This is a genomic window from Clostridium sp. ETTB3, assembly GCF_053571985.1.
Genome location: NZ_CP199832.1, coordinates 1,922,186 through 1,946,837, shown reverse-complemented (window position 1 = coordinate 1,946,837; position 24,652 = coordinate 1,922,186). Strand labels below are relative to the sequence as shown.

The 24,652-nt window shown below is 24.6% G+C and carries 26 protein-coding genes; 14 read left to right on the top strand and 12 right to left on the bottom strand.

From position 1 onward, the window contains the following. The first annotated feature begins 63 nt into the window (after positions 1-63). Together ACUN06_RS09545 and ACUN06_RS09540 are read left to right on the top strand one after the other, a co-directional pair. Complete coding sequence (locus ACUN06_RS09545; RefSeq protein ID WP_291734674.1) at positions 64-711, top strand: site-2 protease family protein; 648 nt, start codon at positions 64-66, stop codon at positions 709-711. Between the two features lie 72 nt (positions 712-783). Beyond that, entirely contained in the window at positions 784-2,217 is a 1,434-nt protein-coding gene (locus ACUN06_RS09540; protein WP_449389707.1) for a DALR anticodon-binding domain-containing protein, read from the top strand. Between the two features lie 101 nt (positions 2,218-2,318). Here ACUN06_RS09540 and ACUN06_RS09535 read toward each other — a convergent pair whose 3' ends face one another. Genes ACUN06_RS09535 through ACUN06_RS09525 form a run of 3 tightly spaced genes read right to left on the bottom strand, consistent with a single transcriptional unit; the run spans position 2,319 to position 4,501 of the window. Continuing rightward, positions 2,319-2,450 carry a FeoB-associated Cys-rich membrane protein gene (locus ACUN06_RS09535; protein ID WP_291734247.1) on the bottom strand — a complete coding sequence of 44 codons (132 nt, stop codon included), beginning with the start codon at positions 2,448-2,450 and terminating at the stop codon, positions 2,319-2,321. 49 nt (positions 2,451-2,499) lie between these two features. After that, on the bottom strand, positions 2,500-4,257 hold the full coding sequence (gene feoB / locus ACUN06_RS09530) for a ferrous iron transport protein B (protein WP_294367306.1): 1,758 nt from the start codon (positions 4,255-4,257) through the stop codon (positions 2,500-2,502). Positions 4,258-4,279: 22 nt separating this feature from the next. Next, on the bottom strand, positions 4,280-4,501 hold the full coding sequence (locus tag ACUN06_RS09525) for a FeoA family protein (protein WP_291734250.1): 222 nt from the start codon (positions 4,499-4,501) through the stop codon (positions 4,280-4,282). Positions 4,502-4,735: 234 nt separating this feature from the next. Here ACUN06_RS09525 and ACUN06_RS09520 point away from each other — a divergent pair, with 234 nt between their 5' ends. Beyond that, entirely contained in the window at positions 4,736-5,596 is an 861-nt protein-coding gene (locus ACUN06_RS09520; protein ID WP_291734252.1) for a ribonuclease H-like domain-containing protein, read from the top strand. A gap of 68 nt (positions 5,597-5,664) precedes the next feature. Here ACUN06_RS09520 and ACUN06_RS09515 read toward each other — a convergent pair whose 3' ends face one another. Next, positions 5,665-6,528 (bottom strand): ComEC/Rec2 family competence protein, encoded by an 864-nt coding sequence (locus ACUN06_RS09515; protein ID WP_291734255.1) that lies wholly within the window; start codon positions 6,526-6,528, stop codon positions 5,665-5,667. Between the two features lie 174 nt (positions 6,529-6,702). Here ACUN06_RS09515 and ACUN06_RS09510 point away from each other — a divergent pair, with 174 nt between their 5' ends. Beyond that, complete coding sequence (locus ACUN06_RS09510) at positions 6,703-8,445, top strand: phosphoenolpyruvate carboxykinase (protein ID WP_291734257.1); 1,743 nt, start codon at positions 6,703-6,705, stop codon at positions 8,443-8,445. A 55-nt stretch (positions 8,446-8,500) separates the two neighbouring features. Here ACUN06_RS09510 and ACUN06_RS09505 read toward each other — a convergent pair whose 3' ends face one another. Then, entirely contained in the window at positions 8,501-8,704 is a 204-nt protein-coding gene (locus tag ACUN06_RS09505) for a DUF378 domain-containing protein (RefSeq protein ID WP_291734260.1), read from the bottom strand. A 97-nt stretch (positions 8,705-8,801) separates the two neighbouring features. After that, on the bottom strand, positions 8,802-9,269 hold the full coding sequence (locus ACUN06_RS09500; RefSeq protein ID WP_291734263.1) for an Lrp/AsnC ligand binding domain-containing protein: 468 nt from the start codon (positions 9,267-9,269) through the stop codon (positions 8,802-8,804). Positions 9,270-9,472: 203 nt separating this feature from the next. On the opposite strand from ACUN06_RS09500, the gene ACUN06_RS09495 reads away from it, so the two are divergent. Continuing rightward, entirely contained in the window at positions 9,473-9,829 is a 357-nt protein-coding gene (locus ACUN06_RS09495) for a hypothetical protein (protein WP_294367309.1), read from the top strand. Positions 9,830-9,917: 88 nt separating this feature from the next. On the opposite strand, the gene ACUN06_RS09490 is transcribed toward ACUN06_RS09495, so the two are convergent. Further along, a complete protein-coding gene (locus tag ACUN06_RS09490) occupies positions 9,918-10,952 on the bottom strand; it encodes a CehA/McbA family metallohydrolase (RefSeq protein WP_291734268.1) in 1,035 nt (344 codons plus the stop codon). A gap of 136 nt (positions 10,953-11,088) precedes the next feature. Here ACUN06_RS09490 and ACUN06_RS09485 point away from each other — a divergent pair, with 136 nt between their 5' ends. From ACUN06_RS09485 to ACUN06_RS09475, 3 genes are all read left to right on the top strand, one after another. Further along, positions 11,089-11,592 carry a gamma carbonic anhydrase family protein gene (locus ACUN06_RS09485; protein ID WP_294367311.1) on the top strand — a complete coding sequence of 168 codons (504 nt, stop codon included), beginning with the start codon at positions 11,089-11,091 and terminating at the stop codon, positions 11,590-11,592. A gap of 9 nt (positions 11,593-11,601) precedes the next feature. After that, on the top strand, positions 11,602-12,441 hold the full coding sequence (locus ACUN06_RS09480) for a CvfB family protein (protein ID WP_291734273.1): 840 nt from the start codon (positions 11,602-11,604) through the stop codon (positions 12,439-12,441). Positions 12,442-12,842: 401 nt separating this feature from the next. Then, positions 12,843-14,138, top strand: coding sequence for an alkaline phosphatase family protein (locus ACUN06_RS09475; protein WP_449389706.1), 1,296 nt, complete (start codon positions 12,843-12,845; stop codon positions 14,136-14,138). 86 nt (positions 14,139-14,224) lie between these two features. Here the strand turns inward: ACUN06_RS09475 and ACUN06_RS09470 are convergent, their stop codons facing one another. The 3 genes from ACUN06_RS09470 to ACUN06_RS09460 all read right to left on the bottom strand — a co-directional run bounded on the left by ACUN06_RS09470 (position 14,225) and on the right by ACUN06_RS09460 (position 16,214). Next, complete coding sequence (locus ACUN06_RS09470; RefSeq protein WP_294367314.1) at positions 14,225-14,947, bottom strand: HAD family hydrolase; 723 nt, start codon at positions 14,945-14,947, stop codon at positions 14,225-14,227. Positions 14,948-15,124: 177 nt separating this feature from the next. After that, complete coding sequence (locus tag ACUN06_RS09465) at positions 15,125-15,637, bottom strand: restriction endonuclease (RefSeq protein ID WP_294397699.1); 513 nt, start codon at positions 15,635-15,637, stop codon at positions 15,125-15,127. Beyond that, positions 15,615-16,214 carry a restriction endonuclease gene (locus ACUN06_RS09460; protein ID WP_449389705.1) on the bottom strand — a complete coding sequence of 200 codons (600 nt, stop codon included), beginning with the start codon at positions 16,212-16,214 and terminating at the stop codon, positions 15,615-15,617. Before ACUN06_RS09460 ends, ACUN06_RS09465 begins: the two co-directional genes overlap by 23 nt. Before the next feature lie 167 nt (positions 16,215-16,381). Here ACUN06_RS09460 and ACUN06_RS09455 point away from each other — a divergent pair, with 167 nt between their 5' ends. The 4 genes from ACUN06_RS09455 (at position 16,382) to ACUN06_RS09440 (ending at position 18,497) form a co-directional block, all read left to right on the top strand. Further along, positions 16,382-16,759, top strand: coding sequence for an NUDIX hydrolase (locus ACUN06_RS09455; RefSeq protein ID WP_291736060.1), 378 nt, complete (start codon positions 16,382-16,384; stop codon positions 16,757-16,759). A 58-nt stretch (positions 16,760-16,817) separates the two neighbouring features. Then, positions 16,818-17,042, top strand: a complete 225-nt coding sequence (locus ACUN06_RS09450) for a hypothetical protein (RefSeq protein ID WP_291736062.1) — start codon at positions 16,818-16,820, stop codon at positions 17,040-17,042. A 261-nt stretch (positions 17,043-17,303) separates the two neighbouring features. Next, the gene (gene trxA / locus ACUN06_RS09445) at positions 17,304-17,618 is read left to right on the top strand and encodes a thioredoxin (protein ID WP_291732950.1); all 315 of its coding nucleotides are present in this window, start codon (positions 17,304-17,306) and stop codon (positions 17,616-17,618) included. Positions 17,619-17,633: 15 nt separating this feature from the next. Further along, on the top strand, positions 17,634-18,497 hold the full coding sequence (locus tag ACUN06_RS09440) for an NAD(P)/FAD-dependent oxidoreductase (RefSeq protein WP_294397709.1): 864 nt from the start codon (positions 17,634-17,636) through the stop codon (positions 18,495-18,497). Between the two features lie 64 nt (positions 18,498-18,561). On the opposite strand, the gene ACUN06_RS09435 is transcribed toward ACUN06_RS09440, so the two are convergent. Then, positions 18,562-20,466 (bottom strand): NAD(+) synthase, encoded by a 1,905-nt coding sequence (locus ACUN06_RS09435; RefSeq protein ID WP_291732955.1) that lies wholly within the window; start codon positions 20,464-20,466, stop codon positions 18,562-18,564. Between the two features lie 295 nt (positions 20,467-20,761). Here ACUN06_RS09435 and ACUN06_RS09430 point away from each other — a divergent pair, with 295 nt between their 5' ends. Then, positions 20,762-21,190, top strand: coding sequence for an NfeD family protein (locus tag ACUN06_RS09430; RefSeq protein ID WP_294367323.1), 429 nt, complete (start codon positions 20,762-20,764; stop codon positions 21,188-21,190). Position 21,191: 1 nt separating this feature from the next. Then, positions 21,192-22,133, top strand: coding sequence for an SPFH domain-containing protein (locus tag ACUN06_RS09425; RefSeq protein WP_291732958.1), 942 nt, complete (start codon positions 21,192-21,194; stop codon positions 22,131-22,133). A gap of 110 nt (positions 22,134-22,243) precedes the next feature. Here the strand turns inward: ACUN06_RS09425 and ACUN06_RS09420 are convergent, their stop codons facing one another. Then, on the bottom strand, positions 22,244-24,421 hold the full coding sequence (locus ACUN06_RS09420; RefSeq protein WP_449389704.1) for a HelD family protein: 2,178 nt from the start codon (positions 24,419-24,421) through the stop codon (positions 22,244-22,246). Positions 24,422-24,652: the final 231 nt, after the last annotated feature.

Genomic DNA, 24,652 nt, shown 5'->3' with positions numbered 1-24,652 from the left:
AGGACAATATATACCATAATATGTGGTATAATGTTTTTAAAAAGATAAGAAAGGAGTAAAATAATGAGCCCATTTAGATTAAATTTGCTTTATATTATTTTAAAAATACCAGCTATATTAATTGCATTTACTGTACAAGGATATGCAAAAGCTTTAGTTGCAGATAAATTAGGAGATAAAACACCAAGATTTCAAGGAAGATTAACTTTAAATCCGGCTGCACATATAGACTTAATAGGTTTTATAATGATTTTATTAGCTGGATTTGGATGGACTAAACCATTAAATACAAATCCTAGTGCATATAAAAGAAGATATAAGGATGCTATAAAAGTTTCAATTGCAGCACCTTTAGCAAATTTATTAGTAGGATTTATAGGTATGATTTTACTTGTATTTACTTCAAAATTTTTATCATACATACTACCAGAAACTATATTTTTTATATTATTTAATATGTTGAAATTTGTAAGTTCAATAAATATTAGTTTATTTGTATTTAATTTATTGCCTTTACCTGGACTAGCTGGATTTGAAATATTTAGAGATTTATGGCCAAAAACATTTTATAAGGTTTCAGATAAAATATATCAATATCAATTTTTAATACTTATATTAATAGTTTTAATTGGTGGAACTATATTATCAATTCCTGTTAATTTAATATACAATATTTTTTATACAATAGCTAAATTAATTTTTGGAATGTAAAAAAATGTGGCAATTAAATTTGCCACATTTTTTTGTAGATATAATTTTATTTATATACCATTGGAGGAAATAATGAATTATAAGAAGTATATAGCAATAAAAGTTAGTTCTTATTTAAATTTGAGTATAGAAAAAATTGAAAATTCAATAGTTACTCCAAGTGACATTAAAAATGGAGATTATTCTTTATTATGTTTTAAATTAAATGAAAAATTAAATAAATCACCATCAGAAGTATCATCTTATTTAAAATTAAAATTAAATGATACTATTTTTGAAAAAATTGAAGTTAATGGAGCATATCTTAATTTTTTTATTGATAAATATACTTATACTAAAAATGTATTAAGAAGGATTATAAACAATGAAAATAAATGTATTGAGCTTTATAATAAGGAAAAATATATTTGTATAGAAAACTCATTTATTAATAAAAATGAAAAGTTTAATTTAAATAATTATTTTCAAATTATAGTTAGCAATATATTTTGCAATTTATTTACTGAGATGGGGTACAATGTTGTAGATATAAATAGTACAAAAATATTGTGGGAGGATTTTTACAAATTATTAATAATAGGATTTGATAATGAAATTAAAAAAAAATTAAATTTACAAAAAGAAAAAAACTTTAATAATATTAATTTACTTAATGATTTAAAAGAAAAAAATTTAATAACAACAATTAATGAAGCTCATATTATAGATTTAGAAAAATATAATATGCCACCATATATAATAGCTAATAAAAATAAAATAAATAAAAATTTAATGGATTTATCATTTATAATACAAAGTAAAGATAAATATAATTTTTATAAATACATATATATTTCAGGAAAAAATGAAACAACTAAATTTTTGAAATTTAAGAATATAATAGAACTTTTAGGGTATGAATGGGGAAGTCAATATATTAATATTAAGACAGGATTAATTAAATTTGCAAAAAGTGATGTTTTTATAAGAGATGAAAAGTATGTTTCATTTTCAAATTTAATAAGTGAAACTATTGACGAAATTAAAAATGAGTGGAAGGGAAAAAATATTAACTTAAAAGATAATGAAGATTTATTAAAGAATATATTATTAAGTGGAATTATATTTTCTTTTTTAATTAATTATAGAGAAAATAATATAGGTATTGATTTTAGTAAGGATTTTTCATTAGAAAAAAAATCAGGGCCATATGTTATATATTCTTATATTAAAACAGCAAATATAAATTATGAAGAATGTAATTATAATAAATTTAATTTTCAAAAAGATTTTAAATTAATTAAGCTTCTAGATAATTATAAAAAAAATATAAAAAAGGCAGTAGAAGAAATGGATCCATCAATTATAATAAGATATATTATTGATTTAGCAGAAGTTTTAGATAATTTGCATAACCAAATTTGTATAAATAATTATCATAATTTAGAATATAATATGGTATTAATTAAGGTAGTACGTATTTTAATTAAGGATTCATTGAAATTAATAGGAATAGAATTAATATAATTAAAATAAAACTTAGAAATAATTTAGAAATAATTTAGAAATAAAATAAAAAAGAACTGCAATCTATCAACTAAGATAGAGAGCAGTTCATAATACTTTTCTTATTTTTTGTATTTGGGGCAACTAGATGAACAGTTTCCACAATTACAATCACCTTTAGATGATTTTTTTATATTTTTAAAAATTATATATCCAGAAGCAATAATTAAAATTGCTGTTATAATTATTTCCAAATAAATTCACCTTCTTTTAAGTAAAAATCTAAGCATTTAATTTAGAAAATTAAAAAAATAATGAACCAATATTAAATACCAAGAATGATATACTCCAAGCTAAGATTAACTGATAAGTAATTGAAAATAAAGTTATTTTAGTACCAAATTCTTTTTTCATTGTACCAACAGCTGTAATACATGGTGTGTAAAGTAAAATAAAAACCATAAATGATAAAGCTGAAAGTGCAGTAAAGTGAAGAGGTAACATTACTTCTAAACTACCAGCAAAAATTACTCCCATAGAAGAAACAACAGTTTCTTTTGCAATTAATCCAGTTAATAATGAAACTGATGATTGCCAGTTACCAAAGCCAAGAGGTTTGAAAATAGGAGCTATAAACCCACCAATTGAAGCTAATATACTATCATTAACATCAGTCATACCACTAAAGTTAAAGTTAGATAAGAACCATAATATTATGCTCATAGCAAATATTAATGTACCAGCTTTTATTAAGAAATTTTTGCTTTTTTCATATAATTGAACAAATAAGTTTTTAAGTGATGGTAACTTATATTCAGGAAGTTCTATTAATAAAGGCTCTTCCTCATTTTTAAATATTAAATGTTTAAATATAATACCTAAAATAAATGCTAAAATAATTCCTAAGAAATATAATGAAGCAACAACTAGTCCAACATATTTAGGAAAAAATACAGATGCAAATATGCTGTAAACAGGAAGTCTTGCATTACAGCTCATAAGAGGAACTAGCAATGCTGTTAATTTTCTATCCTTTTCACTTTCTAATGTTCTTGCAGACATTATTGCAGGAACAGAACAACCAAACCCAACAATCATAGGAATGAATGCTTTTCCTGAAAGACCCATTTTTCTCATGATTTTATCCATTAAAAAAGCAACTCTAGCCATATAACCACTGTCTTCTAATATTGTAATACAAGCAAATAGCGATAATATAACAGGAAGAAGAACTACTATTCCTCCAACACCACCAACTATTCCATCTAATATAAGTGATTGGAACCAAGGAGAATAATTATTAATCCATCCTTCTATTATTGGAACTAATGAATCATTTAATAATGAATCAAGTAAATCTGAAAGTGGTTGTCCAATCCAAGAGAAGGTTACTTGAAACATTAAAGCCATAATTGCAAAAAATATAGGATAGGCAAACCATGGATTTAACATTATATTATCTAAGTTTTCCTTAATATGTTTTTTAGAGTTTTTAGATGTTTTAGTACATTTACTTAATAAATCTTCTATATAAGCATAAGTTTCTTTTTCAGAAGAAAAAGAATAATCTGTATTATCAATTTTATTTTTATTTATAGAACTTAAAGCTGTTTTAACTTTTTCTATACCTATTTCTTTTGAAGCTTGAATTGGAATTACAACAACATTTAGTAATTGTCCAAGTTTTTCATAATCTATATGTATTCCCTTTTTTTCAGCTACGTCAATCATATTAACAGCTAAAATAATAGGTTTTTTAAATTGTTTTAATTGCATTGTTAAATATAAGTTTCTATCAATGTTAGAAGCATCAATAATATTTAAAATTAAATCTACTTGTCCATTTTCTAAAAATTCTTTTGATACTTTTTCTTCATTAGAATAAGTATCCATTGCATATATACCAGGTAAATCTACAATATTAAAATTATTAAAGTATCCTTCCTTTTTATCAACGGTAACACCTGCCCAGTTTCCAACTCTTTGATTTGAACCAGTAAGACTATTAAATAATGTAGTTTTACCTACATTAGGGTTACCTAGTAAGGCTATATTTATCATTATGTCATCTCCTATTTAAAAATTAAGCTGTTAATATTATATTTTTAGCATCCTTTTTACGAATAGCTAAATCAAAGCCTCTTAAATTTACAATTAGTGGATCTCCTAATGGAGCAATTCTTTTTAATTCAATTTCTGTTCCTTGAATTAAACCTAATGCAGAAAGTCTTTTAGATAATTTATCATTACCGTTAATTGTATTAATAATAGCTTTCTCACCAAGCTTTAAATCACAAATGCACATATTTATCACCTCGAACTGAAAATAATTTTCATTATTATATATAATAATATCAAGAAACATATATATGGTCAATAAAAATTATTTAAAAGAACAGTAAGAGAAAGTAAAAAAGTATAAAAATTTAAGATGTGCAAATGGTATTCACTCTACAAATAACATGATATAATAAAGAGATATAAAAATAATAAAATTTCAATACAGGAGATAAATTTATCTAGGAGAGAGTGATAAGATGTGATTATTAGAGAAAATATAGTAGATGTAGAAGAATATAGGTTAGAGGAAATTTTAAATAATAAGGAGGTTGACTGTAAGCCAGAGGAAAGTATTTATTTTGACTTAGAGCATTATGTATATAAAAAACCTAAATGTATTGGTGTATTTGGAGCTTGTGTATACAATAAGAAAAATAAAAAAATTAATGTAACTCAATATATGATTGAAAATAAAAGTGAAGTTGTAGACATATTATTATTAGCCAAAAAGTATTTTATTAAAATGAAAAGAGAAGGTAAAAAAGTTATAGTAACTTTTGCAGGTAATAATGATTTTACTGTAATCAAATATCTATTCAATAAATATGGTATATATTTTGATTTTGAAAAGGAATTTAAATCAATTGATATTCAAAAAGAATATGAGAAAGATATGAAAATATCAATTGGCTTAAAAAATTTAGAGAAGATATTTGAAGTTTATAGAGAAGGTGATGTAATAAGTGGTTCTAATTTAGCAAAAACTTTTCATAAGGTACTTAAGGATAAAGAATATATTCAAAGAATGCCAAAAGAAAAAATAGAAACAATATTACAATATAATGAACAAGATGTAGTTAATTTATATAAAATTTTTATAAATTGGAAAAATTATATTAAAACTGAAGAAGATACTAAAGAAAATGATGATTTTGATGAAATTAAAGAAATAAAAACTGAGCAAATTATAAATGATATTAAAGAAATAGATAATGAGAAAAATATAGAAGACGTAAAAAAAGAACAAGAAAATAATGCTAATGATAATATTATAATAATTGAAGATAATGGACAACAAGAAGAAAATAAAGAAATTGATAACTCAGAAACAATAATATAATTTATAATATTAATTTAAGGAAATCATCCTTAAATGATAGATGCTCCTAAGTTTATTAGGAGCATCTATCATTTAGAGGATAAAGTAATATTTATAATATTACCATTTGAGGACAATATTATTGTTCCATTTAAATCAGTTCTATATGTATCAATATTCATATTTTTTAAAGAAGTTAAAGTTTGAAGTGATGGATGTCCATATGTATTATTATTTCCTACTGAGATTATTGCAACAGATGGATTGACAGCTTTTAAAAATTTTAATGATGAAGAGGTTGAAGAACCATGATGTCCTACCTTAAGAACATCAGATTTTAAGTTGAAATTATTTGAAATAAGATAGTCTTCAGTAAAGTTTTCAGCATCGCCTGTAAATAAAAATGAAGTATTGAGAAATGAAATTTTAATGACAGAAGAGTAATCATTAAAATTATCACTAACAATATTTTCTTCTGGGGAAAAAACTTCTACTTTGGTATTTAATCCTAAATTAATAGTGTTAGTTCCGCTTTTTAGAACTTTAACTTTTAAGGATTTATCTACTAATGCACTTATCATATTTTCAAAAGATATAGAAGTATTAATTATTTTAGGAGCGTAAAAATTACTAACGTTAAACCTTTTAATAATTGTATCCATATTTCCAATATGATCTTCATGAGGATGAGTAGCAATGATGTAATCAAATTTATCTATATTTAATTTTTGTAAGTAATTTAATAAATCATCTCTATTAGAGGATGGACCAGAATCTATTAAAAGATTTTTATTGTTAACTTGAATTAATATACAATCACCTTGCCCAACATCTATATAATGTATAATTAAATCATTATTGATATATGATTTTGAATTAATATTGAAAAAATTTAAAATACAAATAGCAAAAATTAATATTATATTAAAGAAGATAAGTTTACTTTTTTTCATAATTTACTCCAATAGAAAATAGATATTAATAATTATTGCCTAAAAAATTTTTTTTATCACTAAAGCTTTATAAATATTTAACACTTTATTTATGAATGTGAAGTAAAAATATGGTATAATTGTATAAAATATTAAATAGACCGAGAGGAAATTAAAAATATAAGGGGGAGAACTATGAAGAAGGAGTTTTCAATAAGTAATGATAAAGTTTTGATGAATTTCTCAGCTAGATATTGTACTAATTTTGAAAGCTTATTAGAAAGTGAAGGTTTTAGAAGAGTTTTAAATGTTTATTTAAAAAAATCAGAAAAAAAGAGGTCATTAGCATACAGGTATTTAGTTAATTCATTAGAAACTACAGATTTACCAACAATAAGAGGAGATTTAACTTTGGTATTTAAGTGGTTAACAATAATGAGTGCTAAAGAAGTTTGTGAATTTAATCCTAAATATGAAAACTTATTACGTAATAAAGAAGATTTTACTAAAGTAATTGAAGATTTTTATTTATTTTGGAGAAGATTAGAAAGATATACAGTTATTCAAAATGATAAAATTAGTCAAGGCTTAGCAGCTATGAATTTTACTGAAGCAAATTCATCTTTTGAAAAATTAATATTAAGATTTTATAGGAAAATTGAACAAAATGTATTAGGAAGAAATCCAAAAGTATTTAGAGAAATTACAGCTGGTGGAAATTGTAGTATAATGATTAGCAAACTATTATGGCCCATACCAAAGGGCTATGAAATATTAGAAGATGTAAATTTTATAGATTGCATTTTATTAGAACCTCCATTTATTACTTATCCAAAGAAAAATACTAGAAATGGAATGTTTACTGAAGTAAAGGAAAATCCATTAAACTATAAACATATTAATAAAGATCATTGGTTTTGTTATCCAGCTAAAGTTGGAGAGCTAATAGCTTATGTTTATTTTCATAGGGATTATATGAATCATGGAATTACTTTATGTAATTTATTTGAAATGGCTACAAAAGAAGAATGTAGGGGTAGATGTCCAGATATTATTTTTGTATTTGGAATAAATGATGGAGAAGAATTAAAAACTGTTTTTTATGATGATAAAGAAAATAATATTATGTTAGGATATATTAATTATTCAGAAGAAATAGATTACTTTGGATATATGAAAAAAATGATTTTAACATTGCATAATTTAATAATGATAAAAAGAGGAAATTTACCTATTCATGGTGCAATGGTAAATATTCAAATGAAAAATGGAAAAAATGCAAATGTTGTAATTATGGGAGATAGTGGAGCAGGAAAATCAGAAAGTCTTGAGGCTTTTAGAACAATGAGCGAAGAATATATAAGTAATATGAATGTTATTTTTGATGATATGGGTACATTCAAAAATATTGATGGCAAAATTTATGCATATGGTACTGAAATAGGTGCTTTTGTAAGGTTAGATGATTTAGCACAAGGATATGCTTTTAGAGAAATAGATAGAAGTATATTTATGAATCCAGATAAAATTAATGCAAGGCTTGTAATGCCTATTTCTCCCTATAATGAAATAATAAAGGGATATAAGGTTGATTTATTTTTGTATGCAAATAACTTTACTGATATTTTAGAGGGAGAAAGAGCAATAGATTACTTTGAAACTCCAGAAGAAGCAATTAAATTGTTTAAAGCAGGACCAAGAGTTGCAAAGGGAACAACTACAGAAGAGGGACTTGTAAAAAGCTATTTTGCAAATCCGTTTGGAGCAGCTCAAAAGCAAGAAGAATGTAATAAGTTAATTGAAAAATATTTTAATGATATGTTTGATGGAGATGTAAAAGTTGGGCAAATAAAAACTTGTTTAGCTATAAAAGGAAAAGAACAACAAGGGCCAAAGGCGGCAGCACTTGATTTATTTGAAATAATAAAAGAATTATAAATTTTAAAAGAGTACAATTAGTTAATTAGTTGTACTCTTTTTATGTATAAATTAATTATTTGTTAGTAAAGCAATCTTTAGTAAAAAATGATATAGAGTATAGTCCACAAATTCCTATTAATGAATAAATTACTCTAGAAAATACACTCATATCTCCAAAGATGGCAGCAACAAGGTCAAATTGAAAGAAGCCTAATAATCCCCAATTAACTGCACCTATTATTATTAATGCAAGAGATATTATATTTAATATTTTCATAAAAACAACTCCTTTATTTAAAATAATATAGTTATTTTAAACAAAGGAGCTTTAAATATACATAGTAAAAATAAAAAAAGTTAATATGTATAAATAATTAAATTGTAATATTTCTATCAATTGGTTGATTTAAAGAAATAATTGTATCAGTTCTTTGAATTCCAGGAATTACAGTTATTTTATTTAATAGTATATCTTGTAAATCACTTATATTTTTGCATATAACCTTAGCAAATACTGTGTAGTTACCTGTAGTTAAATGTAATTCAACAACTTCTTTAATTTTAGACATTTCTTCAAAAACCTCTGAAAATGAAGATGTTTTATCAATATATATACCCACGAAACAACAAACATCATATCCAAGTTTAGGTAAATTTAATAAAATTTTTGTACCTTTTATTATACCTAGTTCTTCCATTTTTTTCATACGAACGTGGATTGTTCCACCACTAACATGGCATAGTCTTGCAATTTCTAGGTATGGTGTTCTACAATCTTTTATTAATATATCTAAAATTTGAAGATCTAAATCATCAAGTTGATATGCTTGATTTAAACCCATGATAACACCCCTTTAACAAATTTATAATATCTTTAATATATTTTATCAAATTTTATAATAAAAATGAAGTCTTAAATAATATTATTATAAAAAGAACACTATTATTTAATAAAAGATAAAATATGGACTTAAAACCTTCTTGAAAATATGTAAAATTGAAAGTAATATATATATTATAATGATAATAGGAAGGAGAAGGACTAATGGGGAACTTTTTAGGAACGTTATTATATTTTTTAGTTTTATTAGTTGCTGTATTTGGAATTATGTATTTTGGAAACAAGTATGTATTTTCTAAAGTTAGAATAAACAAATATATACCATTAGGAATTGCAATAGCTTTATTTATTTTACAAATATTTATGCCAGTTATTTTAGGTAAAAATATTATGTGGGTAACATTTATATTAACTATATTAACTATGACTTTCTTTTTATGGTTTATGGACATCGTTACAACTGGTGGACCTAAGAAAAAAGAAAAGAAAATAGAAATAAGACCAAAAGCAAAACCAAATAGAGTTAAACATTTAAATAACTCAAAAGATAATAAAAAATAAAGAAATTATGGGGCTGTCGCATTAAGAATAAATACTATAATATATTGTGTATAAAAGTTTTAGTGCGACAGCCCCTTTTTATAAGGTTTTAATTATAATAATTATTTAAATGATTAATAAATATTGGAGAACTTACTGCAGTTTTATTATCTTCTTGTAAGACTTTAATAACGTACCAAGTTTCAGTTAATAAATTTTCGTGTTCATAAATGTATTTTATATTATTTAAATTTATATCTTCTATTTTTTTTATAATGCTACCATTATTTGAAATGATTTGTATTTCTTTTATTTTATATCTTATATCTTCACAAAAAATAGAAAATTTAATTTTAGGAGAATAAATAGAAATAATTTCACCCATAAAGGTTTCGTCTATATTGAAATAAAATTTCAAAAATCTAGATTCAGTAGAATATGTTCTATGATTTCTAAATGCATCAATTAATGAATTTTTAGAAAAATCATTTGCAATATAAGCAGTAAGATATTCAGCTTGATCAAAATTAATTCTATGATTATCTTGTCCGTTTATAGCACTTAATTTCCAACCATCATCAAGTAACTGATAATAATATTTTTCATGTTTTGTATATCGACTTGCAGGATTTCCATTGTATACTTCTATACAAGTTATTATTTTATTAAAAAATTCACTATATTTAAGTTTACAAACTTCCTTATGAGGATGATTAATTATTATAAAAGCTTGATGATTATTTAACATCCATAAGGTTAATAATCTAAGATCTTTTATGCCACCTGTAAAATAGCTTGAAGGATTAATTATATTAAAATCACCATAAGGAAAAGTTCTACATTCAAATCCTACTAATGGAAGAAAATCATCTTTACTACGCCTTATTTTATTTGCATAATAATTTGTAGCATCCCATCGAGTTAAAACATTATCTTTTATTGATGTTTTATTTGATAAAAAATCATTATGATCTGTTACAAATAAAAAATCTAATTTACATTTTATTGCAAATTCATATAAATCCAATGGTGTGCCTTTACCGGTAGAATAAGCAGAGTGGCAATGAGGAATTCCATAATAAAATTTCAATTTATTTTGATCAAACTTTACTTTGTTTTTATGTTTGCTTTTACTTTTACCCACAAATTCGCCTCAAAAAAATTATTTGCTTACTTATATATAGTATTAAAGATATTAAAATAATGACAATAATTATAAAGGATGATAAAATAAAGTAAAACTTTAGTGATAATTTATAAATATAAGGGAGTTTAAAAATATGATTATGGATTTTGAGGGAGTTAATCCTATAATTAATAAAAATACATATATTTCAGAAAGTGTTGATATAGTAGGAAAAGTTAAAGTTGAGGAAAATGCAAATATTTGGTTTGGAGCTAGGATTAGAGGAGATGTTAACGAAATAGTTATTGGTGAAAATACTAATGTTCAAGAAAATTCAGCAATTCATGTTGATATAACTTCTTCTTGTATTATAGGAAAAAATGTTACTATAGGACATGGAGCTATAATTCATGGATGCAATATTTCTGATAATGTGCTTGTAGGAATGGGATCAATAATATTAAATAATGCTAAAATTGGCAAGAATACTATTATAGGAGCAGGGAGCTTAATTACTCAAGGAAAAGAATTTCCTGAAGGTGTTCTTATTTTAGGAAATCCAGCTAAGGTTATAAGGGAATTAACAAAAGTTGAAATTGAAAGTATAAAAAAATCTGCTGATAATTATGTTAGCTTAAGCAAAAAATATAAAAAATAGGAGGTACTTATGTTAAGAATAGGTGAGTATAATACTTTAATAGTAGATAGAGAAAAGGATTTTGGATTTTATTTAAGAGATAAGCAAAGTAGAGAAGATGTTTTACTTCCAAAATCATTAGCTGAAGGAATGGGGATAGAAGTAGGAAAGGAAGTTACTGTATTTATATATAGAGATTCTAAGGATAGACCAATAGCTACATTTAAAAAGCCTTTAGCAACAGTTGGAGATGTAGCATATTTAAAGGTTGTTCAGCAAAGTGAATTTGGAGCATTCGTAGATTTTGGATTAGATAGAGATATATTTGTACCTTTAAAAGAGCAAAGATATAAATTACATACAGGAAAGAAATATTTATTTTACATATATGTGGATAAAACAGGAAGACTTGCAGCAACAACAGAAGTTGAACCATATATAGAAGTTGCTGAAGAAGGAACTTTTAAAGTTGGTGATGAAGTAACAGCAATGGTATTTTCAAAAACATTATCAGGCACTTTAAATGTTGCAATTAATGCTAAATATAGAGGGTTAGTGTTACCTAACGAATATTACAATGAAGTTCATCCAGGTTATGAAATGAATTTAAGAGTTAAAAGAATTTATGAAGATGGAGTAATTGGATTAACTCCAAGAAAAACTAGATTAAATGAAAGAGATGAATTACAAGAAAAGATAGTTGCTTATATGAGAAAAAATGGTGGGTTTATGGAGTTTAATGATAAATCTAATCCAGAAGATATAAAGGCTGTTTTTGGAACTAGTAAAAATTATTTTAAAATGGCCTTAGGTGGACTTATGAAAGCAGGAAAACTTACTCAAGATAAAGAAGGAAGTAGACTTATCTAGTGATAAGTGATAAGTGGCAAGTTAAGGAGGAAACTCCTTGGGGAGTTTCTGAAGATATATTTATTAAATTCAGCATAAGCTGAATTTACACCTAAACTTGCAACTTGTCACTTGCAACTTATCACTTGAAATTTGAAAAGCACTGTGTATTCAGTGCTTTTTTTATAGAAAATATTTGTATAAACTATTTACTATTTTAAATACAAAGAAGATATAAAGAATTTTTATTTATGAGGAAATTGATAAAAAGGAATTTTAAGATTTAAAATTGTGAAATTTAATATAATGAAGTTATTATGATTATATCTATTTTATTTTATAGCTAAGTAAGAAATTATTATATTAATTTTATAATAAAATTAATATAATATAATAATATAACTTAAAATTAGGAGAATATAATGAAAAATAAGTATGTAATAGTTATATCTTTTGATGCGGTATCAGAAGAAGATTTAGAGTTTTTAAGTAAACAGCCTAATTTCTCAAAGTTAATAAAAAATGGAGCATTAATAAAAAATGTAGAAAGTGTTTATCCATCTTTAACATATCCGGCTCATGCAACAATAGTTACAGGAAAATATCCTAAAAATCATGGTGTTATAAATAATACAGTTTTAGATTTTAAAAATGATAATCCCAATTGGTATTGGTATAGAAAATATATTAAAGGTGATACAATTTTTGATTTAGCAGAAAAAAGTGGAATGAAAACTTGTTCAATTTTATGGCCAGTAACTGCAAGAAGCAAAATTACTTATAATATGCCAGAAATTTTTTGTACTAAAAGATATGATAATCAAATATTAAAATCGGCTTTAGCTGGAAGCAAGATTTATCAAGTGAATATGAATAAAAGATTTGGATATTTAAGGCAGGGGATGGAGGAACCTTATTTAGATAATTTTGCTACTGAAGTAGCTAAAAAAACAATTAGGGAATTAAAACCTAACTTAATATTACTTCATTTAATAGATAGTGATAGCCAAAAACATAAATATGGAATTGAAAATAAAAAAGTTATTGAATCTTTAAAACGTCATGATGAAAGATTAGGAGAAATAATTGAATCTTTAAAACTTGCAGGAATATATGAAGATTCAACTATAATTGCTTTGGGGGATCACAGTCAAATAAATGTTAATAATGTAATTAAATTAAATTCAATATTGATGAAAAATGATTTAATAAATGTTAATGGTAATAAAATCAAAAGTTATAAAGCTATTGCTAAAAGTTGTGATGGTAGTAGTTATATTTATTTAAAAAATAAAAATGATGTGGAGACTAGAAAAAAAGTAAGAGATATATTAAATGAATTAAAAAATAAATATAGTAATGTTATAGAAGAAGTATATAATAATGAAGAAATTAAAAATTTAGGAGCAGATATAAATGCTAGTTTTATGATTGAAGCTAAAAGGGGATATTATTTTATAGATGATTTTTTAGGAGAATCTATTGAAGTTATAGATGAATCATCTAAAATAAAACACAAATTAAGAGCTTCACATGGATATTTACCATTTAGGGATAATTACAAAACATTTTTTATTGCATATGGAAAGACAATAAAAAAGGGAGTTGTATTAGAAAAGGGAAAATTAATAAATCATGGACCAACAATTGCTAAGATTTTAGATATTGATTTAAGAGACTGTGATGGTATAGTAGAAGAAAGAATATTAAACTTATAAATAAAAAATAAGAAATATTATTTATAAAATAAAATTAAATATTTATTTTAAGAATAATATTTCTTTTTAATTTAGTAAGTAAAGTATTAATAATTTTGAATAATTAATTGTGATATTTTGGGAATATCAATATTCATTATAGAATAAGTGCTTGTAAGAGGACCTTTGATTTCTGGTGAAAGATTAGAATGCATATAAAGTGAATTAAGTCCTACATTAGTTGCACCAGCAATATCACAAATGTAGTCATTTCCAATCATAATACTATCGTTAATATCTAAGTTGTGCTTTTCAATTAAAGTGTTATAAAAATTTGTGTCAGGTTTACAAATTTCATAATCTGCTGAAAATAAAATATCATCAAAATACTTTTCAATACCTAACATTTTCATTTCATAAAGAGTAAAAATTCTTTGTGCATTAGAAAGCAAATAAATATTCTTACCTTTAGATTTTAATAATTCTAATAATTCAATTACACCATCATATAATTTAATATATTTTATTGATAATGTTCTAAAAAAGTGAGCAGTATCATTAACAAGATTAATTGAAGGAGTAATTCCTTTAATTTTATATAATTCACTAAAAATAGGTTCAAGAGGAGTATCGGGATATTTAGTATTAGTATAACTTTGTAATTTGCTTTTAACCATGTTTTCATAAGTGGTTTTCAATTCTTCGGCAATATAAATAGCACCTTTAAATGAATAAAATAATGAAAGCTTGTACCAAAATTCATTACTTGATTCATCTGTATTAATATCAATTAAAGTTCCATATAAATCAAAAATATAATTTGAATACATAATAAATTTCTCCTTAAAATAACAATTTAGTAATTAAATTGTAACATAAAAATAGTGTATTTTGCAAAAGTGAAATATTATATAGTTTTAATTTTAAAAATGAGAAAAATTAAGATGAGATGTGTATAAACATGACACATCTCAATATAATTAAAGGAAAAATGAGATAGCTAAAAATTAATTAAGCTTAAGGATATATTTTGAATAGGAAAGTGATAATTCATTAGAAGTTATTACATTTATATTATATGGTTTCTTAATTTTTTTTAGTGTATCCTTAGCTTCTTTTGATAAATCTCCAGTAGTTATAATTAATCCATTTTTTACATTATCAGAAATCATACTACCTAATAATTTTTCAACTTGGAATGAAGATATATAGCTATTAGGAGAATATCTTTTACATTCAATATAAAATTTTTCAGAGTTTTTTTCACAAATAATATCTTTTCCTGCATCAGGACCTATTGGAAGTAGTATTATATTAGTAAATCCTAAATTTGATAAATATTCACTACACCAAATTTCAAATTCATGAGGAGTTAATCTATAAGCTAAGTTAGAAAGTAAATTACAATTTTCAAACTTTTTATGCATTTTATAATATGAATAAATTTGATTAATTAGTTTACCAATTAAAGGGGTAAATAAAATTATTATTAAGTAGCTATATATTGTATTTAGTTTCATTTAGTAATTCCTCCTTTAATATATAATATTTATGATTTCTTATTGATTTTGTAAGCTCATATCCATTAATAAGCTTTATTTCTACATCTTGATTTTTATTATTAAAATTATCAACAAATTCTATAGCTAAATCAGAAAAATAGCTATTAGTTATAAAAATTCCTTTTTTACAATCATTAATATACATACGAGCTAAGAAACTTTGTATTTCAGGTCTACCTGTAGTTTCCCAATCATCTTCATCTTTTGCTTCTTTTCCATATAAAGAGTTTTGAGCACAGCTAACAAGTATAGAATCAGTGTTAGATATACATTTAAAATTAGTTAGCTTATTATTATCTGAATTAAGGGGAGATATATTTTTAAATCCTAATATATCAAGATATATTTTTATGATTTTAATAAATGTTTCATAATTGTCTTTTTGAAAATCTTTTATAGATAATAAACCAAGCTCTATTTGAGATTTAATAATTTTATCATTTAAGGAAATACTAAGTTTTTCCACATAGGAAATTAAAAGTTTAATAAATAAAGCGAGAAATAAAATAAATAGTATATATCTAAAAAATCCCATATTAATCACCTCATCTTAATTATTAACAATATTTTTGTATATATTCATAAAATTACATTACAATATAACAAAAAATAAAAAAATGTTTTATTATTAATAATAAAGTATTATAATAAATATTAATGAAGTAGTGCAAAGTATTTAAAGAAGTTGTGATGGAGGTACATATGGGGAGTTTAGTTAAATGTTCAATTATTATTTATGATGATTTTGGTAATGTATTGCTTGCTGAAAGAGGTAAAAAGAATGAAAGAACATGGGGGCTTTTTGGAAAAGATATTAAAGGAAAAGAAACCGATGAAAAATGTATAAGTAAAGCAATAGATAAAGATTTAAAGTGCACAATTTTTGATTTAAAATCATTTAAAGATTATGAAATTGAAAATGGAGACATATTAAGAGTTTTTACTGGAACAGTAAAAGAATACCTTACTTGTCATAGAAGTATAAATCAAATAAAGTGGGTTTCTAAGAAAAACATTGATGATTATAATATAAATGATATTGATAATAATATATTGAAAAATTATTTTTTTAATATATAGAATATAAAAACTAGTTTTAACAAATTATAAGTGTAGATTCTTGGAATTGAGGGAGATAATGCTTTATAGAATTATAGTAAAAAAAGAGACAGAAAAATACTTTGTAGGTAAATCATATGATAACAAAAAATATAAAATAATGAAAAATGAAAATATAAAAAACTTAAAAGTAGGAATGGATTATCATTTTTATGCTAAAAAAGAAGAAAAGCTGTTTGGAACAATATTAATTCCTATTTCTGATGAAGAAGCTGGAGTTATTGATATTTATAAAAATAAATAATTATATAAATAAGGGGATGTCGCATTAAGAATAAATACTACAATATATTGTGTATAAAAGTTTTAGTGAGACAGCCTCTTATTTATAAATATAATTTAAATAAATATTTAAATATTAATTAAGTGACTTAGCGGCAGAATTTTTAAGTAAAAAAAAGGATAAACTAAATATAGGGATAAAATTATTGACTAATAATAATTATCGCTGTAAAATGAAACAAATAATATTTATATTCCCTAATGGGAAATAGGAGGAATTGAAATGGTAAAACATTTAAAAGAAAATGAATTTGATTCAGAAGTTATAAAAGCTGATGGTGTTAGTATAGTAGATTTTTGGGCTGACTGGTGTGGTCCTTGCAAGATGATAGGACCTATCTTTGAAGAAGTAGCAGGAGAATTAACAAATGCTAAATTTACAAAAGTAAATGTTGATGAATGCCCAAACTTAGCTGGTAAATATAGAGTTGCAAGTATACCAACAATAATGGTATTTAAAAATGGAGAGCCTGTAGATACTTTAGTTGGGTTTATGCCAAAAAATCAATTAAAAGATGCTGTTGAAAAACACCTTTAAGGAGAAGAGATTACTATGGAAAGATATGATATAGCCATAGTAGGTAGTGGTCCAGCAGGATTATCAGCTGCTCTTAATGCAAAGATAAGAAATAAAAAATTTATTATTTTTGGTAATAAAGAATTAAGTTATAAGTTAAGTAAGGCTCCAAAAATCAATAATTACTTAGGGTTTTATGGAGTTACTGGAGCACAAGTTAGAGATAAATTTTTAGAGCATATAGATAATATGGGAATTGAAATTACAGAAGAAAGAGTAAACAACATATATGCAATGGGTGATTATTTTGCATTAATGGTAAATGAAAAAATGTATGAAGCAACTACTGTAATTTTAGCCACTGGTATGGAATATACTAAGCCTATTAAAGGCGAAGAACAGTTATTAGGAAAAGGTGTAGGATATTGTGCTACATGTGATGCACCACTTTATAGAGGAAAAACTGTAACGATTATAGGATATAATAAAGAAGCAGAAGAAGAAGCTGATTTTGTTAGTGAAGTAGCAGAAAAGGTTTATTATATTCCTATGTACAAAGATGCTGTAAAAGTAAATGAAAATATAGAAATAGTAGCTAAAAAGCCATTGGAGATAGTTGGAGAAGAAAAAGTTTCTTCAATAAAAACAGATGATGGTGAATTAGAAACTGATGGTGTATTTGTATTAAAGGATAGTATTTCACCAGGACAATTAGTTCCAGGTTTAGAAATAGAAGGTGGACATATAAAAGTTGATAGGGAAATGAAGTGTAATATTCCAGGATGTTTTGCAGCTGGAGATTGCGTTGGAAAGCCTTATCAATATATTAAGTCAGCTGGAGAAGGAAATATAGCAGCATTAAGTGCAGTTAAATATATTGATACTTTAAAAAATAAATAAACTTCAATTATTAGATAAATGAATAAACAGGTAACTTACAATTTGTAAGCTACCTGTTTTTCTATTACTTAAAGCAATTAAATGAAGCATCTGATGGCATTCTCCAGTCCCCACGAGGGCTAAGAGAAATAGAACCAACTTTAGGTCCATCAGGTAAAGCACTTCTTTTAAATTGTTGAGTGAAGAATCTGTAAATGAATTTATCAAGCCATTTATCAATTTCTTCCTCAGAATAATCATCTTTAAATGCTTCCTTAGCAAGAAATTCAATTCTTTCTTTAGAAGAACCATGTTTAATAAAGTGATATAAGAAGAAATCATGAAGTTCATATGGACCAACAATATCTTCAGTTTTTTGAACTATGTCACCTTTTTCACCTTTAGGTAAAAGTTCAGGACTAACAGGAGTATCTAAAATATCTAATAAAGTATGAGCAACTTCTTTTGTAGATTCCTTTTCTGCTACATATTTAACTAAATATCTAACAAGTGTTTTGGGAATTGATGGATTAACAGCATACATACTCATATGATCTCCATTGTAAGTACACCATCCAAGTGCAAGTTCAGAAAGGTCACCAGTACCTATTAATAATCCACCTTCTTTATTAGCTAAATCCATTAATATTTGAGTTCTTTCTCTTGCTTGAACATTTTCATAAGTTACATCATGTATATTTTTATCATGACCAATATCCTTAAAGTGTTGAAGAGAAGCTTCAACGATATTTATTTCTCTTAAATCTGTATTTAATTCTCTACAAAGTGTTAATGCATTATTATATGTTCTATCAGTGGTACCGAATCCAGGCATCGTAATAGTTATAATGTTACTATTATCTATTCCTAAAAGCTTAAATGTTTTAACTATAACTAATAAGGCTAAAGTTGAATCAAGGCCACCAGAAATTCCAATTACAGCTTTCTTTAAATTAGTATGTTCTAAACGTTTTGCAAGTGCTGAAGATTGTATGTTAAATATTTCTTTGCATCTTTCTTCTCTTTCATGTTCATTAGATGGAACAAAGGGATGTTTGTCTATATATCTATCAAAATTATTTATTTTTGTATTTTTAAAATTAAAGTTAATATTTTTAGGTTTAAATGGCACTATTTTAGAAGAATCTCTATAACTTAAATTTTTTAATCTTTCAGCATTAAGTTTAAATACATCTATACAAGATGTTATAACTTCATTTTCTCTTTGGAATCTATTATTTTCTTTTAATATAGTACCATTTTCACTTATTACTAAATGACCACTAAATAATAAATCAGTTGTAGATTCATGTACTCCAGCAGAGGAATAAATGTAAGATGACATACATCTTGCACTTTGGTTAGCAATTAATGAAAGTCTATAATCCTTTTTGCTTACTAATTCATTTGAAGCAGAAAGATTACCTATAATATTAGCTCCTAAAAGAGATAAGTAAGAGCTTGGAGGAATTGCTACCCAAAGGTCTTCGCAAATTTCTATACCAAATTTATAATCACCGGCAGCAAATATAAGATTTGTTCCAAATGGTATATTTTCTTGGAATGGAAGAGTTACAAGTTCATCAGTTAACATTGCAGCAGCTGTAAACCATCTTTTTTCATAAAATTCGCTATAGTTTGGAATATATGATTTTGGAACTATTCCAAGAATTTTTCCTTCAAATATTATAAAGGCTGTATTATAAAGAACATTGTTATGGATAAGTGGACATCCAACAGCAATTAGCATATCTTTGTTAATGCTATTTTCACAAACTAATTTTATTCCTTCTATAGATTTATTTATTAATGTAGAAGTTAAAAATAAATCAGCACAAGTATAAGAAGTAATAGATAGTTCAGGAAAAACTAAAAATTTAACATCTTTATTATAAGCATCATCAATACATGAGCATATATTTTCAACATTAAAAATAACATCTGCAACTTTAGTTTTAGGACATGCAGATCCTACTTTTATAAAATCCATAATATCATCTCCAATACGTTATATAATTTTAGTATTGTATTAGTTTACTAATAAAATACATATAAATAAATAATAAAAGGAAAACACTAGAAAATCAAATTATTTAATAAATAGTTAAAACAAAATATTTAAAGTAGTAATAAATAACTTTTTAAACAATAAAAAATAACTTGCAAAGTGATTTTGCATATATTATAATAAAGAGGAAGTTAAAAATTACTTTTGTAATTATTACCACAAAACAAGATGAATATGGTATATAATTAAATTATTAAGTTAAAAGGGGGGAGAAGCAATGATTGAGGTAATTATTTGGATTCTTGTTGCAATATTTTTAGTTGTTATTGATATTATTACTAGTAGTTTTATATTTATGTGGTTTTCACTAGGAGCATTAGTTGCAATAATACTTTCTTTATTAAATTTTACAGTTTTATATCAAATAATAGCATTTTTAATTATAGGAGTTGTAACTATTTCTATTGGTTACCCATTGGCAAAGAAAAAATTCAAGACAGATGTAAAGCAAGTACCAACTATGGAGGAAACTTATATTGGTAAAACAATGACTGCAGAAGAAGATATGGGAGAAACATCATTGATAAATGTAAGTGGTATTTATTGGACTGCTTGCAATAAAGGAAAAATAATAAAAAAAGGTGAGAAATTTATAATTACAGGTCTTGAGGGAACTAAATTAATTGTAAAATTAAAGGAGAATTAATATGCCAGGAATAATATTTTTATTAGCATTATTAGTAATTATTTTTATAGTGCTATTATCATCAATTAAAGTTGTAAACACAGGGTATTTATATGTAGTTGAAAGGTTGGGACAATTTCATAAAATTTTAGAGCCGGGATGGCATTTTATAATTCCTGGTGTTGACTTTGTAAGAAAGAAAGTATCAACTAAACAACAAATTTTAGATGTTCAACCACAATCAGTTATAACTAAGGATAATGTTAAAATTTCAGTAGATAACGTAATTTTCTATAAGATGATTAATGCTAAAGATGCAGTATATAACATTGAAGATTATAAAGCTGGTATAGTTTATTCAGCTACAACAAATATAAGAAATATACTTGGTAATATGACTCTTGATGAAGTTCTTGCTGGAAGAGACAGCATTAATCAACAATTATTAGGTATTATTGATGAAGTTACTGATGCTTATGGTATTAAGGTACTATCAGTTGAAATTAAAAACATAATTCCACCAGATGAAATACAACAAGCAATGGAAAAGCAAATGAAAGCTGAAAGAGATAAGAGAGCTATGATTCTTCAAGCAGAAGGTTTAAGACAATCTCAAATTGAAAAAGCTGAAGGGGAAAAGCAATCTAAGATACTTGCCGCAGAAGCTGAAAAAGAAGCTAATATTAGAAGAGCAGAAGGTTTAAAAGAATCACAATTATTAGAAGCAGAAGGTAAGGCAAAAGCCATAGAACAAATTGCAATAGCAGAATCAGAAGCTATTATGAAAGTTAATAAAGCTATACTTGAATCAGGAACAGATGAAAGAGTTATAGCACTTAAACAAGTAGAAGCTCTTAAAGAAATGGCTAATAATCCAGCTAACAAGCTTATATTACCAAATGAAACATTATCATCACTTGGAAGTATTGCTGCAATTGGAGAAATGTTAAAAAAGGATAAATAGAATAAAAGGGGGCTGTCGCACTAAAAATTTTATACACAATATATTGTTTTAAAAAATAAAAATCAACACAATATATTGTAGTATTTATTCTTAATGCGACATCCCCTTTTTTAATCATTAACAACTGTATATAAACTACTATCTTTAGGTAATATATTTTCTAATGATGAATTAGTGTATATGTGTAATTCGTGTAGTGCTCTTGTACAAGCTGTATAAAATAAATGCTTATCTTCAATTGATAAATAACTTTCACCATCAGCAAGTATAACTCCATCAAATTCTAGTCCTTTTGCAATATAAGAAGAAATTACATTAATACCAATTTTAAATTCACATTTATCACTAATTATTAAGTTTACATTTTCATTAAGTTCATTTAATGAAGAATAAAGTTTTTTACTATTTTCTTTATTTTTACAAATGATAGCTATAGATTTATAACCCTTATCAGTCATTTCTTTTATTTTAGTAGAAATTCTTTCTTCTAAGTTATCATTAACAATATGAATAGTTGGATTATCACCAAGCCTATCAACAGCTTCTATTGGCTCATGAGTATCTAAGATATCCTTAGTAAAGTTAGTTATATTACCAGTTGAACGATAGCTCTTAGTTAATACAACTGTTTTTACATCATTAAATATATTGGTAATACTACTTCTGTTTTTTACATTAGAATGTTTATCAATTCTTTGATTTAAATCACCCATGATTGTTAAAGAAGCATTAGGGAAGGATCTTTTTATTATTTTATAAAATAATGGGCTATAATCTTGAGCTTCATCAATAAGAACATGTTTCATATTTCCGTAGCTTCTAAATCCTTCTAATGATGATCTTATATATATTATAGGTGTAATATCTTCAAATTTAACTTCATTATTATTTAAATAATTTAAAGTAAGTTCTTTTGTAGAATTTAAGTCCATATTAGTATATTTTTCAATATTACTCCAAAGTAATTTATAAATATCAACACTATCTAATGTTTTAATCATAGCATCAACTTGTGCATCAACTTGAGCTTTACAGAAATCATAAAAAGTTTTCTTATCTTCAACATAATCAAAGTGAGAATTATCTTTTGAAGATAAATATTTATTTTCTACTTGAGAAAATAAACTTTGCTTAACAACTTCAATTCTATTTAAGTATGGTATATCCTTAAATCTTTCAAAAATAGTATTTTCTACTGATTTTTTATTTATTATTTGTTCACCTTCAATTATAATAGGAGTAACATTAGTAATAAGTTTTGGAATATCAAAAACAAATTTATTTAAAGCTTCCATAAATTCTAATGTGTTTTTATATTCCATAGATTTAGCTCTTAATTTAAAAGCATTTAAATCAGTATGATTAGAATAAATGTAATCTAAGTGATCATTTTTATTTTCATATAAATAATTAGATGGTAAAAATCTCTTTGAATAAATTTCAAATGTAGTTTGACGAATATTACTTTCTCCAAGTTCAGGAAGTACATCAGAAATATATTCAGCAAAAACTTCATTTGGACTAAAGATTAAAATATTATCAGCACTTAAATTTTTTCTATGCTTATATAAAAGATAAGCAGATCTATGTAAGGCTATAGAAGTTTTACCAGAACCAGCAGCTCCTTGAATAAATAGTATTTTACTATCATCACTTCTTATAATATCATTTTGCTCCTTTTGGATAGAAGCAACTATGTTTTTCATTTTATCAGTAGCATTTCCACTTAACATTGATGTTAAGGCTTCATCACATAAGCTTTCATTTGAGTTATGAATAAATACTATTTCACCATTTTTAATATTATATTGTCTAGTAAAGTCTATATATCCTTCAACTCTTCTAACTGGTGCATCATAATATGCAGGACCAACTTCAAAGTCATAAAACATATTAGCAACAGGAGAACGCCAGTCAAAAACAAAAATATCAAAATTATCTTCATCTTCTACAGTAGATAATCCAATATAAAAGCTTTCTGCTTCTTCACCGTCTTCTCTAAAATCAAGTCTTGAGAAATAAGGATTAGAAAGCTGTTTTTCTAATGTTCGTATCCTAGATATTTTTTTGGCATGTAATTGTTCATTTAAAGCAACTTGTCCACAGTTTTCATTGATTTCAATTTCATCCAATTCATTTCTATTATCCCATAAAATTTTTCTGTGATTTATTATTTCTTTATCTTGTTCTTTACTTGAAACTCCATAACTATCAAGCAATTCGTGTATTTTCTTTATTGTATTATTTAAATATTTATTTTCATCTGTTAAATCTCTTCCAATAATCATTTAATTTTCTCCTTAAAATAATGGTCATTAAATTTTAATGGTTTCTAATGTGATATGTCAAGTAATGAATTTAAATTATTTTTAATGTAATTTATCTTATATAATATTTCTAATTTTAATAATATTAATTTAATAAAAATTAATTTAAAGATATAAATTTTATCAAAGGTAAATAAAAATACTAATAGATAAATAAAAAATAATTCATTGACAAAAATAAACCCAATTGGT

Excerpts from the sequence above, each read along its gene's own strand:
- ACUN06_RS09450 (WP_291736062.1), top strand. The coding sequence starts at position 16,818 with ATGCTTTATAGAATTATAGTAAAAAAAGAGACAGAAAAATACTTTGTA.
- ACUN06_RS09510 (WP_291734257.1), top strand. The coding sequence starts at position 6,703 with ATGAAGAAGGAGTTTTCAATAAGTAATGATAAAGTTTTGATGAATTTC.
- ACUN06_RS09470 (WP_294367314.1), bottom strand. The coding sequence starts at position 14,947 with ATGTATTCAAATTATATTTTTGATTTATATGGAACTTTAATTGATATT.
- ACUN06_RS09425 (WP_291732958.1), top strand. The coding sequence starts at position 21,192 with ATGCCAGGAATAATATTTTTATTAGCATTATTAGTAATTATTTTTATA.
- ACUN06_RS09440 (WP_294397709.1), top strand. The coding sequence starts at position 17,634 with ATGGAAAGATATGATATAGCCATAGTAGGTAGTGGTCCAGCAGGATTA.
- ACUN06_RS09460 (WP_449389705.1), bottom strand. The coding sequence starts at position 16,214 with ATGGGATTTTTTAGATATATACTATTTATTTTATTTCTCGCTTTATTT.
- ACUN06_RS09480 (WP_291734273.1), top strand. The coding sequence starts at position 11,602 with ATGTTAAGAATAGGTGAGTATAATACTTTAATAGTAGATAGAGAAAAG.
- feoB (WP_294367306.1), bottom strand. The coding sequence starts at position 4,257 with ATGATAAATATAGCCTTACTAGGTAACCCTAATGTAGGTAAAACTACA.
- ACUN06_RS09485 (WP_294367311.1), top strand. The coding sequence starts at position 11,089 with ATGATTATGGATTTTGAGGGAGTTAATCCTATAATTAATAAAAATACA.
- trxA (WP_291732950.1), top strand. The coding sequence starts at position 17,304 with ATGGTAAAACATTTAAAAGAAAATGAATTTGATTCAGAAGTTATAAAA.
- ACUN06_RS09465 (WP_294397699.1), bottom strand. The coding sequence starts at position 15,637 with ATGAAACTAAATACAATATATAGCTACTTAATAATAATTTTATTTACC.
- ACUN06_RS09500 (WP_291734263.1), bottom strand. The coding sequence starts at position 9,269 with ATGGGTTTAAATCAAGCATATCAACTTGATGATTTAGATCTTCAAATT.
- ACUN06_RS09455 (WP_291736060.1), top strand. The coding sequence starts at position 16,382 with ATGGGGAGTTTAGTTAAATGTTCAATTATTATTTATGATGATTTTGGT.
- ACUN06_RS09525 (WP_291734250.1), bottom strand. The coding sequence starts at position 4,501 with ATGTGCATTTGTGATTTAAAGCTTGGTGAGAAAGCTATTATTAATACA.
- ACUN06_RS09540 (WP_449389707.1), top strand. The coding sequence starts at position 784 with ATGAATTATAAGAAGTATATAGCAATAAAAGTTAGTTCTTATTTAAAT.
- ACUN06_RS09430 (WP_294367323.1), top strand. The coding sequence starts at position 20,762 with ATGATTGAGGTAATTATTTGGATTCTTGTTGCAATATTTTTAGTTGTT.
- ACUN06_RS09435 (WP_291732955.1), bottom strand. The coding sequence starts at position 20,466 with ATGGATTTTATAAAAGTAGGATCTGCATGTCCTAAAACTAAAGTTGCA.
- ACUN06_RS09495 (WP_294367309.1), top strand. The coding sequence starts at position 9,473 with ATGGGGAACTTTTTAGGAACGTTATTATATTTTTTAGTTTTATTAGTT.
- ACUN06_RS09515 (WP_291734255.1), bottom strand. The coding sequence starts at position 6,528 with ATGAAAAAAAGTAAACTTATCTTCTTTAATATAATATTAATTTTTGCT.
- ACUN06_RS09545 (WP_291734674.1), top strand. The coding sequence starts at position 64 with ATGAGCCCATTTAGATTAAATTTGCTTTATATTATTTTAAAAATACCA.
- ACUN06_RS09475 (WP_449389706.1), top strand. The coding sequence starts at position 12,843 with ATGAAAAATAAGTATGTAATAGTTATATCTTTTGATGCGGTATCAGAA.
- ACUN06_RS09505 (WP_291734260.1), bottom strand. The coding sequence starts at position 8,704 with ATGAAAATATTAAATATAATATCTCTTGCATTAATAATAATAGGTGCA.
- ACUN06_RS09420 (WP_449389704.1), bottom strand. The coding sequence starts at position 24,421 with ATGATTATTGGAAGAGATTTAACAGATGAAAATAAATATTTAAATAAT.